We start from the raw sequence: 10,833 nt of genomic DNA on the forward strand, positions 1-10,833 counted from the left end.
CGCTAAGCTCTCGCCTAGCTCTCTCTTAGCTTACTCCTCGACTCAATTCAACTCACTTCTCGCACGCTTATGACTTCTTATGTTGCCAAAGAACTAGTTGCTTACAAAGTCTCGTTATTATACAACAAATTTTTTAATATTCAAGGCCTTGCGATAACTTTTTTACAAATCAACAAAGCTCAATATTATATATTAAATTTTTTAAAAATCAAGAGGAAAAAATATTTTTTTATATCTTTAAATTAAGGTATTGTATTACAGAAGATCCAAAACACATGGCAAACTATAGAGCTCTTTAAATTCCTCTCTAGTAGTCGATCTTCTACACACCCGGAAAAGCGATTAATTATATATTGAATTTTTTAATAGTCAAGGAAAAGAAAAAAAATTTTTATCACCTGTCTCCTAAATTACTATTTAAGATTTTTATTGAGTTGTACTTACTAATAAATTTCTGAAGTTCACTTTTTCCCATCAGGTAATCAATTCGTCTCTTTATCTCAATATTCCTTGACAAGAGAAAGAGCTTTGGGGTAATCTGAATCTTGTCTTTTTTGCATCTTCAAGATGATAAATAAAGATTTATCCAAACTATTTTGGTCATCAAATAGAGAAAATTCACTATGGCAAAACTGATTAAAAAAAGGTCAAAAAAAGCTGGCCTCCCTCCCGGCACTCTCATCCATGTCGGGGAACGGAAGGCAGAAAAAGCAAAGATTACCATCGTAGATTATGATGATACTCACTTCCTGGGAAAAGAAGTGAAAACAATTGAAGAATGTTTCCCTTTCAATGATAAAAATAAACTTACTGTAGCATGGATAAATATAGATGGTATTCATCAGATTGAGGTTCTGGAAAAAATTGGTAATTGTTTTGGAATTCATCCCCTTATTATGGAGGATATTCTGAACACAGATCAACGCCCAAAGATGGAGGATTTCGGCGAATACATCTATATTGTACTTAAAATGTTCTACTATAATAATAAAACTAATGAGATAGTTGCGGAACAAGTAAGCCTAGTGCTAGGATCAAACTTTCTTATTTCCTTTCAGGAGAAGGAAGGGGATATTTTTAATCCGGTAAGAGAACGAATAAGAGGGAATAAAAGCCGTATAAAAAAAATGGGGGCTGATTATCTTGCTTATTCCCTGTTAGATGCGATCGTTGATAACTATTTTATCGTCCTGGAAATACTGGCAGAAAGGATAGAATTGTTAGAAGAAGAGCTCGTCGATCATCCGGCGCCTAAAATTTTACGTATACTATACAAGCTGAAAGGAGATATGGTATTGCTACGCAGGTCTATTTGGCCTCTCAGGGAAGTAATAAGTGAATTAGAAAGAGGAGAATCCCCACTTATTAAAGACTCCTCTACGATATATCTTAAAGATGTTTATGATCATACAATTCAGGCAATTGATACCCTGGAGACTTTCCGTGATATGGTTTCCGGGATGCTTGAAATTTATCTTTCGAGTATCAATAACAGACTGAATGCCGTGATGAAAGTACTAACAATGATTGCAACGGTATTTATGCCGCTCACCTTTATTGCTGGAATCTATGGAATGAATTTTAAATACATGCCAGAACTTGAGTGGCGCTGGGGCTATCCCAGCATCCTGCTCGTAATGGTTGCCGTGGGCGTCTCTATGTTAATTTACTTCAAGAAGAAAAAGTGGTTGTGAGAACCTGAATAAAACCAAATGTATATTATAATCAAATACCTATGATATTATAAATTTCAGCGCCAGAATCGGGCTTAAAATCAAGAGATTCTATAAAAACTTTTCGAAAAATAGATTTTTTGACTATACATTGGTATTTATTTTTCTTCATCCTTTTTTGGAGATTGTTTTTCCTTTAAAAGCTCACTGATTCCAGCGATACTTCCCAGAATCCCCGTGGCCTCATAAGGTAAAAATACTTTGGATGCCTTGCCATCGGCAATCTTTTCAAGAGATTCGAGATACTTTATCGCAATCAAGTCATTTGTCGGCCTGCCATTGTGAATAGCATTGAAAACGGTCTGAATTGCCTCTGCTTCTCCCTTTGCCACCGTTAATTTCTGATATTTATCAGCATCGGCAACTTTCATTATCGCTTCTGCCTGTCCTTCGGCCTTAAGGATTGCAGATTTCTTTTGTCCCTCAGCCTCGAGGATCGTTGCCCGTCTTTCCCGCTCTGCTTTCATTTGCCGGTGCATTGCCTCGGTAACATCTTTCGGCGGCTCTATTCTCTGAAGTTCAACCCGGGTAACTTTTGTGCCCCATTTATCAGTAGCCGCATCCAGGATCTCGCGTAATTTTGTGTTTATTATTTCTCGTGAAGTAAGCGATTCGTCTAAAGCTAAGTCACCGATGAGATTCCTCAAATTCGTTTGTGCAAGTTTCGTTATTGCCATGTAATAATTGGCCACGTTATAGGTAACCTGTACCGGATCAGTAACCATATAATAAATTACCGCATCTACCTCAACGACAACATTATCTTTTGTAATAACCCCCTGCGGGGGAACATCGACTACCTGCTCACGCATATCAACCTTTATCATTCTCTCCAAAAAAGGAACGATCACGGTAAGCCCGCTATTCGCTGTGCGTTGATACTTCCCCATTCTCTCTATCAATCCTCTTTGCCAGGGCCTGACAATCTTTATTCCTGTCGCTGCAATTACAAAGATTACAATCGCTGCAATAATAAATAATAGTATCTCATTTGGTATTATCATCTCATTCTCCCTCTGATAAAGTTTTAACTACGAGATGTGTTCCTACCACCTTTACAACTTCAACCCTTTTCCCTGCCGGGATAGTTTCATTTGTATAGCTATCCGACCTCCAATGCTCATTTCTTATCCTGACAATACCGGTATTTCTTATCGCATCAATTTCTTCCAATACTATACCTTTTTCACCAAGAAACCGGTCAGCGCCAACACCCGAAGGCTGCTGTATGGTAAATCGTTCCGCAAATCTTCGTGAGGTAATAAAAAGTACTGCCGAAATGCCTATAAAAGCCCCCCACTGCCAGCCTTCGCTCATGCCGAGAACCGCAAGGATACCTGCTATCACAGCTCCGATACCAAACCATAAAAGAAAAAATCCTGCAGTAAATATCTCACTAATAATAAAGATTGCTGCAAAAACCATCCATATCCACCAAACCGTAACAGGCATTATTCAACCTCCTCATATTTATGGAGAAATTTTCATTATATCAGGGTTAAGAGATATTCTTAGCAGAGATAACAAATCACTTATGCAATTTTTATTATTTACTGTAACATCTAAATTACCTAAAAGTAAAAAAAATTTCAAAAATACCATGAGAATAAGTATAAGAACGTATCGCAAAAAAATCAACCGGACCGGCAAGCAAAGGTAATAAAACATGATTTTTTTATGGTTTAACTACGTTTATAACTTCTTGAATATTTTGAATTTTTGATTGACTTGAAATACAAAACTATACTAATAATAGAGTATATATATTTAATTATAAGCAAATAAGTTCCCTTGTATTAAGGGAGATTAAGGGAGGGGATTAATGTACGTTGTTTACTATAGCACAAGGCAAGAATATTAATTCTATCCCAATCATCTCTTTATGAAAGGAGCGAAGCTATGAGGTTCGCAAAATTAAAATCTGTAATTGAATTTATCAAAACCATATTCTCCGAGTTTGGTGAGGATAAAGCATCACGCTTAGCAGCAGCAATGGCATACTATGCCGTTTTCTCTCTTGCACCGTTATTAATTATTGCTATAGCTATTATTGGTTTTGTGTTTGGAAAAGAGGCAGCTCAGGGTAAAATTGTCGAACAAATGCAAGGCCTCGTCGGCGAGAGTGGTGCAAAAGTCATGCAGTCAATGATCGAAGCCGCCAGCAAACCGAAATCAGGCCTTATTGCAACCATTGTTGGTGTTGCAGCGTTAATGTATGGTGCAGGCAAATTATTTGCTCAGCTTCAGGATGCGTTAAATACCATTTGGGAAGTTGTACCAAAGCCCGGGCGTGGTATTATGAGTATTGTACGTGAGCGATCTCTCTCTCTTACCTTGGTACTGGGAACTGGTTTTTTACTCCTGGTATCACTTATTCTGACAGCAGGATTGGAAGCCTTTGGCGAGTACCTGATTGGCATATTGCCCGGCCTCGATTACATTCTCCAAATTCTCAACCTTGCCATTTCTTTTGCCATTGTCACCCTATTGTTCGCAATGATCTTTAAGCTTCTGCCCGATGTTAAAATTGCCTGGAATGATGTTTGGATCGGGGCTGTAACGACTGCAGTGCTATTTGTTATCGGTAAATATCTTATTGGCTTGTACCTTGGGCGCAGCAGTACCGCATCGGCTTACGGTGCAGCCGGATCGTTTATCATTATATTACTCTGGAATTATTACGCTACCATGATCCTGCTCTTAGGAGCGGAGTTTACTCAGGTTTATGCCAATAAATACGGCTCGCGCGTCGCACCTGCTGAACATGCCATACCCATAACAGATGAGATGCGCTCTGAACAGGGAATACCTCGCACCAAAGATGTTAAAACGAGGCCCACAGGCCGGCGAGAAGTTCCACGCCCGGCTTATGCTCATGAGCGTAGAGAAAGCTATGCAGAAGGGGTACTGTCATCCGAGAAACCTCGTAGTGATTCTTACGCCCTGGGATTTCTCTGCTTTATTGCTGGTATGGCTCTCGGCAATCGTAACGGCCGGAAGGTTGGTGTAACGAAAGAACCTACTAAGAAATAAACGTAATACGGCATAGCTTTTAAAGTATTGTAACTACAGAGATACAGAGAGGTTGAATTTCTTTGTATCTCTGTGGTATCATAGCATTTGTTGAAAGAATTGATACATTTCCTCTTGCAAACACACTTAAGGTGAATTCTTTAGCTCACCATATAAGGTAAGATCCGTTACCTCATATATCATTACATTCACCAATCTCCCTACAAGATTCCGTGGACTGTTGAAAACAACGATGTGGTTTTGCTTTGTTCGGCCTGACAGTCTGTTAGGATCTGATTTACTAGCACCTTCAACAAGTACCTGTACGTTCTTGCCGATTATCTTTTTATTCTCTTCCAGGCTGATACACTTTTGCAATTCCAACAATCTTATATTTCTTGCCCTTTTGATCTCGTCCGGTACATCATCTTCAAGCTCGGCTGCCTTCGTTCCGGTACGAGGTGAGTATTTGAATATAAAACAGTTCTGGAAACGCATATCTTCCATTAGCTTTACAGTTTCCTGGAAATCTTTTTCCGTTTCACCCGGAAATCCTACTATAAAATCACTGGCCACAGTAAGATGAGGAATAAGTTCTTTTGCAAACTGAATCAATTCCCGATAATACGTTGAGGTATATCCACGGCGCATTCTTTTGAGAATTTGATCTGAGCCTGACTGGGCAGGCATATGCAGATGCTCACAAACCTTTTCTAAGCGGCTTATAGTACGGATAATATCCCGTGACATATCTGCCGGGTGAGAGGTTACAAATTTGATTCTATCAAGTCCGCCCAGGTCGTTTAGTTCGGACAGCAAATCTCCAAGAGTAATAGCTCCTTGTAAACCTTTTCCATACGAATTTATATTCTGTCCAAGAAGAGTAATCTCCTTGCAACCATTTGCGATAAGCGCCTGAACTTCTTCTTTTATGTCGGTGATTGTTCGGCTAACCTCTCGACCGCGTACATAAGGTACGATACAATAGGAGCAAAAATTATCACAGCCCCGCATAACGGTAACGAATGCCTGATGAATATTTGGCCGATAGGTTACCGCCCTCTTTACGTTAACAATATGGTCTTCGTCTATAGCAAGAACATGTGACCCATGACTCCTGATCTTCAAAATTAATTCGGGCAACCGTGAAAACATCCGTGTCCCACAAACCAGATCTACATGTGGCATACGCTTAAATATAGCCTCGCCATCTTTTTGTGCCATACATCCAAGGACGCCCACGATAACATCGGGATGCCTTTTCTTCAGTGTTTTGAGAGATCCCAGATGTGAATATACCTTATCTTCTGCATGCTGACGCACGCTACAGGTATTGAACAAAATAACGTCGGCTTCGTTTACGTTATCGACAATTCTATAACCCTCTTCCTGTAACAAACCTAACGAAAGCTCCGCATCGAGCTTATTCATCTGACATCCAAAGGTCTCAAAAAAGACAGTCTTGTATTGCTGATCCTTATAAATAAAATCAGGAGAATTTACCATAATAGAGCTCTATAAATATTCACAATATCCAACCACTCAGTTCTTCGAAAAACATCATATCAGATAGCCAAAAAAATCTTTCTCTTTGCTAAAGAGATTTAAAGGGCTTACAATGTTTAAGAATAAGATGTAAGGTTCTTAATTTTAACGATCCTTTGGATGTAATCCAAGAAATTTTTGACTACTAAGGTAGTATTGTTTTGCAAATTTTACTCTTCCTGGGTTGCTTCTAACTCGCTGTATTTCATTTCCATTATTCTCGCATTAAAATTATAATGAAAAAGCAAAGGAAGGAGGATATATGCAACAGAGAATTTTAGTCGGAACAGACAATGGTCTCTATGAGGTACATGAGAACCGGTATATCCAATTTACTGGTCGTGAGGTAAAATCGTTAGCGAGTAACGCTCCTGGTTGGTGGGCTATCATTAACCATCGGGAGATCTGGCAATCAGGTATCAATGGCGTATGGGTACATATTGCCTCAATCGATTCTGCAAAAGCAAACTGTTTACTGGTAACTATGGATGGACTTTTTATAGGAACCTCAGAAGCCCATCTCTTTGTACTAAAGGGCAAAACTTTTGAGATAGTCCGCTCTTTTGAAGAAGTACAAGGACGGCAGAATTGGTATACTCCATGGGGAGGGCCGCCCGATGTGCGATCAATATCAGCGGACCCTACCGGTACAATTTACGTGAATGTGCATGTTGGAGGAATACTACGTTCTACCGATGGAGGAAAATCATGGCAGCCCACCATTGATATACATGCCGATGTTCATCAGGTCATCTTCGACCCGGATTCAGGCCTTGTGCTTGCAGCTTCAGCTCTTGGACTTGGTATCAGCGATGATGGCGGTGAGTCCTGGAAATTTATTACCGATGGGCTGCATGGTAATTATCTCCGGGCTGTTGCAGTTGTCGACCGGACAGTTTTTGTTACCGCCTCCACAGGCCCAACAACGAATCGCGCTGCCATTTATCGCAAGTCTCTGGACGAAGGCGCTTCTTTCGAGCGATGCCGGCAAGGCCTGCCCGAATGGTTCTCTGATAACATTAACACTTTTTGTCTGGCAGCATCGGACTCCTGTATATCTTTCGGCACCTCAGATGGTTTTGTGTTTGTCTCCTTAGATAAAGGTCAAAATTGGTCTGTTGCAGCTAAGGGACTTCAACCGGTTCGGTGCATGGCTTTTGCATAAAGAAAAGTAATCACCGGAATACAGTTTTACCCATATCTTTTACCTTTCCTTAACAGGAAAAGAGGGCTTGTTATAAAAATATACCAATATTCTTAAAAAAGAAATAAGCGTAAAAGAATGCGATGCTCCGCATCCCTACTTTTGAACAATGTAGTAAGCTTGCATTGAATTCCATTCCGGTAAAAATCCATCATTTTCTCGAAACAAATGCCTCAACGACGAGGATACAGAAGGCAAGGAACAGAATGGAGCCCCACAAAGTTTTTTTAGCCTCACCCAGAAGCACTTCGCGTCCTTCATCAATAGGAGAAGTTGTTATGGTAAGGTTGATACCACCCATAAGGGCTGTAATATCTTTCTGCTCCATTTTATCCAAACGAGACTCGGCGGTAGTAACATTCACAGGAAAATAGGAGGGAAATTGGGGAAGTGGCTTCCCATCTACGGTAAGAGTATAAATTCCAGGAATATCTGTCCTGGTATAGTGAAAAGATTTTTCGTTGTTGGCAAGTTGGGGTTGTACGGTAATTTTTGTGCCTTCAGGATTGGTTATTTCTATCGCATTGATATCATACGGACAAGGGGATTGCCAACTTTGTTTTACGAGAATCCCATTTTGTGTCTCCTCTGAAATGGTTCCTGACAAGTATCTGCAGAGTTGTTGTATGAGGGGAAGAAAGAAAGGTTTCACCGGCATATCTGTCCAATCCCTGTCTATTGACGATGTAAAGAGTATACATTTTCCCCGTTCTATCTGTCTTTCAATAACTGCAGGGGTATCATCGGAAAAGGAGAGTATGGTTTTGCTACTTCCCTGTGGTGTTGGATCGACATAAAATATTCGATAAAATCTTGCAGAAGACAACGTATTCATATCAGTTTCAGAGAGAACGTGCAATGCCTGGTGTACAGGCTCTTTCGCTTTCAAGTGAAGAGGCTGATCTTCTGACAGGGGACTATCACCGGAAAAGGTTCTTGTGGTATGGAGCCGATGGGGCAGTAATGCACCAAATGAATTATTGTAATAATCAGGATCAACCTTACTTCCAAGTGTGAAAATAACGGATCCGCCTTCTTTCACGAATTTCTCAAGTTCTCGGATCTTTTCATACGGAAAGGTTTCGATATTGCATAAAAAGATTATGTTAAAATCGCTAAAATGAAAGTTGTTCACTTCATGAACAGAGCATAGCGTTGGTCTGATAGAGGATATATGTTCACGGCCAGGATTTAATGCCTTCTCCAAATAGAAAGTTTCACTTTCATAGATATTGGTTCTTAGATCACCATCAACCAATAAGGCATCCAGTTTCTGTGTTGCATGCATGGTAAAATATCGTTTATTATCTATACCGAGATTATCGTCAGGAATCTCAACCCAACCTTCATGATCTTTCCCTTTTTCCAGGGTAAAGGAAAATTCCTTTGTTTCTGATGCGTTGCCCTCGATATTAAAAAAACCCTGAGTTACTTTCTTTTGATCCAGGAATACGCGCACCAGCAGACTCTTTACCCTTACCGGTGAGAAATTAGACACCGTTACTTTGATATAGCCTCTTCCGTCTTTCTGTGATATATCAAGCCCGGACTCAATATGGGTAATAGCTACATTATTCAGCATTCCACCTTTGGAAAGGTCTACGATATGAATACCCGATATATGGCTCTGCAACCGTTCATTTCCCGTCTTGAACCAATCGAAATTCCAGCTATTCTTCGTCATATCGGTAAGCAGGAATATCCTTTTAACAGATGCCTTTGCGTTAGTTAATATTTCTATTGCTGCATCCAACGCAGGAGTAATATGAGTAGCTGTAAAGGTTACTTGTAATTGTTCTGCAAGATTTAAAACAGTGTTTTTATCGTAATCGAGTTCCGGCAGGGCTTGTGATTCTACACCAGAACAAGTAATTATAGCAACATCGTCATCTTTCGTTAAACTATCAACGATCTTCTTTGCAGCAGTTTTCGCTGAGGCAAATAATGATTCACTATTGCTCACATACTGCATGCTGTATGAGTCGTCCACGATAATGACATTGCTTGTTGGAACGTTTTTTTCTGAGACTCCACCGCCAAAGGTTTTAAGAAATGGTTTGGCAAGGGCAAGGGCAAGGAAGGTAATCAGGGAAGCCCGCAGGATTAAAAGGATCAGTTGGCGAAGTTTGAACTTTACGGAAATGCGCTTATTCGTTTGTAAGAGAAAATCAATGGCTGCAAACCTATGAGAAATAGCCTTCTTCTTGTTTATCAGATGGATGATGACAGGTATGCTGGCGCCCAGGATACCGAGTAATAAAAGGGGATTAAGAAAAGAGATCATAGCTGAATTTTACCTTAATTTGTCGCTGGAAAGACAGAGAATATTATTGAATTAAAGGATAACATATCAAAGGCTAAAATACAAAAATATATAGCCAGGAAACCATCACTTTTGTATTTTGAATCAAAATCTTAATCCGGTGAGATTCTGTAAATATTTGTAGTTAAAATAGGCCTTCGGCTACTTTTATCTCTCCGTAAGATGTAAGGCAAGGCTTCACGGGCTGTCCGAGAATTCAATCGACCCACAAATGCCATACTAAATATTGTTATCATGCTAATATTTTGTCAGCATATAGTATAGAATTTGCCGTGTGAAAGCATTCCCGGACAGACTGTAAAGGTTCGACAGCAGCGGCGATATGATCCCGACCTGCGGCACTCCCTTCTTCCCGTTTGCCTTAAGGATGAGTTTTACCAGGTGCATGATATCATCGTCCTGCGCCCGCCGGGCTATCTTCTCCAACAGCAGGTGATGCCTTATGGTGTCGAAGTATCCGCTCAGGTCTACATCCACCACCCTGGTAAGGCCATGCAGTACCCCTTTCGTCACCCTGTCGATTGCCTGGTGTGCATGTCGTTTGGGACAATAGCCGTACGAGCAGTCCTTGAAGTCCGCCTCAAATATCGGTTCCAATAAAAGCTTTAACGCCCCCTGCACTACCCGGTCTTTGACCGTTGGTATCACAAGCATTCGGGTCTTTCCATCCCTTTCGGTATTTCGACCCTTCTGTTGGGCAACGGTCGGTACGTCCGGTTAAGGAGTCCTGCCCTATCCCTTCCAGAAATCCCTCAACTCCCTCTGCCTCGATGCCCGCAAAACTCTTTCCATCGATTCCGGGCGTACCATCGTTGGCCTTTGCCAATCGATAGGCCCCTCTCAGGACTTCTTTCTTGCAGACATGACAGTATAGCCCCCAAAACCTCCAGTGCTTCTCGGTCTTCGCCTTCCTGGTAACTACACATAAGTTGCGCATAAACCAGACAAAAATCGTGCTAACCAGCCATAGATAAGGGAAAGATGGCAGTCATGGCTGAGAGAGCCTGAAAAATCTT

General features: G+C 40.7%; 9 protein-coding genes. 3 read left to right on the forward strand and 6 right to left on the reverse strand.

Translation table 11 applies throughout. The annotated features are described in order from the left end of the window. Positions 1-623 precede the first annotated feature (623 nt). Positions 624-1,694 carry a magnesium/cobalt transporter CorA gene (corA, locus tag FBQ94_RS16900; RefSeq protein WP_007220916.1) on the forward strand — a complete coding sequence of 357 codons (1,071 nt, stop codon included), beginning with the start codon at positions 624-626 and terminating at the stop codon, positions 1,692-1,694. A 137-nt stretch (positions 1,695-1,831) separates the two neighbouring features. On the opposite strand, the gene FBQ94_RS16905 is transcribed toward corA, so the two are convergent. Both FBQ94_RS16905 and FBQ94_RS16910 read right to left on the reverse strand, forming a co-directional pair. Next, positions 1,832-2,737, reverse strand: a complete 906-nt coding sequence (locus FBQ94_RS16905; protein ID WP_007220915.1) for an SPFH domain-containing protein — start codon at positions 2,735-2,737, stop codon at positions 1,832-1,834. A gap of 1 nt (position 2,738) precedes the next feature. Beyond that, a complete protein-coding gene (locus FBQ94_RS16910; protein ID WP_007220914.1) occupies positions 2,739-3,185 on the reverse strand; it encodes an NfeD family protein in 447 nt (148 codons plus the stop codon). A gap of 447 nt (positions 3,186-3,632) precedes the next feature. Between FBQ94_RS16910 and FBQ94_RS16915 the strand changes: the two genes are divergently transcribed. Next, entirely contained in the window at positions 3,633-4,766 is a 1,134-nt protein-coding gene (locus tag FBQ94_RS16915) for a YihY/virulence factor BrkB family protein (protein ID WP_007220913.1), read from the forward strand. Positions 4,767-4,892: 126 nt separating this feature from the next. On the opposite strand, the gene miaB is transcribed toward FBQ94_RS16915, so the two are convergent. Next, positions 4,893-6,251, reverse strand: coding sequence for a tRNA (N6-isopentenyl adenosine(37)-C2)-methylthiotransferase MiaB (gene miaB, locus FBQ94_RS16920; RefSeq protein WP_007220912.1), 1,359 nt, complete (start codon positions 6,249-6,251; stop codon positions 4,893-4,895). A 301-nt stretch (positions 6,252-6,552) separates the two neighbouring features. Here miaB and FBQ94_RS16925 point away from each other — a divergent pair, with 301 nt between their 5' ends. Next, positions 6,553-7,455, forward strand: coding sequence for a beta propeller repeat protein (locus tag FBQ94_RS16925; RefSeq protein ID WP_007220911.1), 903 nt, complete (start codon positions 6,553-6,555; stop codon positions 7,453-7,455). Positions 7,456-7,645: 190 nt separating this feature from the next. Here FBQ94_RS16925 and FBQ94_RS16930 read toward each other — a convergent pair whose 3' ends face one another. The 3 genes from FBQ94_RS16930 to FBQ94_RS16940 form a co-directional block, all read right to left on the reverse strand. Beyond that, the gene (locus FBQ94_RS16930; protein WP_007220910.1) at positions 7,646-9,778 is read right to left on the reverse strand and encodes a BatA domain-containing protein; all 2,133 of its coding nucleotides are present in this window, start codon (positions 9,776-9,778) and stop codon (positions 7,646-7,648) included. 276 nt (positions 9,779-10,054) lie between these two features. Then, positions 10,055-10,471: a reverse transcriptase domain-containing protein gene (locus FBQ94_RS16935; RefSeq protein ID WP_285442286.1), complete on the reverse strand. Its 417-nt coding sequence runs from the start codon at positions 10,469-10,471 to the stop codon at positions 10,055-10,057. Beyond that, positions 10,398-10,754, reverse strand: a complete 357-nt coding sequence (locus FBQ94_RS16940) for a hypothetical protein (protein ID WP_285442287.1) — start codon at positions 10,752-10,754, stop codon at positions 10,398-10,400. The genes FBQ94_RS16935 and FBQ94_RS16940 overlap by 74 nt, the downstream gene beginning before the upstream one ends. Between the last annotated feature and the right edge of the window lie 79 nt (positions 10,755-10,833).

Origin of the sequence: Candidatus Jettenia sp. AMX1 (genome assembly GCF_030263775.1) — a bacterium.
Taxonomy (GTDB): Bacteria; Planctomycetota; Brocadiia; order Brocadiales; family Brocadiaceae; genus Jettenia; species Jettenia caeni.

Coding starts and splice junctions, on each gene's coding strand:
- FBQ94_RS16915 (WP_007220913.1), top strand. CDS start 3,633: ATGAGGTTCGCAAAATTAAAATCTGTAATTGAATTTATCAAAACCATA.
- miaB (WP_007220912.1), bottom strand. CDS start 6,251: ATGGTAAATTCTCCTGATTTTATTTATAAGGATCAGCAATACAAGACT.
- FBQ94_RS16910 (WP_007220914.1), bottom strand. CDS start 3,185: ATGCCTGTTACGGTTTGGTGGATATGGATGGTTTTTGCAGCAATCTTT.
- FBQ94_RS16935 (WP_285442286.1), bottom strand. CDS start 10,471: ATGCTTGTGATACCAACGGTCAAAGACCGGGTAGTGCAGGGGGCGTTA.
- FBQ94_RS16925 (WP_007220911.1), top strand. CDS start 6,553: ATGCAACAGAGAATTTTAGTCGGAACAGACAATGGTCTCTATGAGGTA.
- FBQ94_RS16930 (WP_007220910.1), bottom strand. CDS start 9,778: ATGATCTCTTTTCTTAATCCCCTTTTATTACTCGGTATCCTGGGCGCC.
- FBQ94_RS16905 (WP_007220915.1), bottom strand. CDS start 2,737: ATGATAATACCAAATGAGATACTATTATTTATTATTGCAGCGATTGTA.
- FBQ94_RS16940 (WP_285442287.1), bottom strand. CDS start 10,754: ATGCGCAACTTATGTGTAGTTACCAGGAAGGCGAAGACCGAGAAGCAC.
- corA (WP_007220916.1), top strand. CDS start 624: ATGGCAAAACTGATTAAAAAAAGGTCAAAAAAAGCTGGCCTCCCTCCC.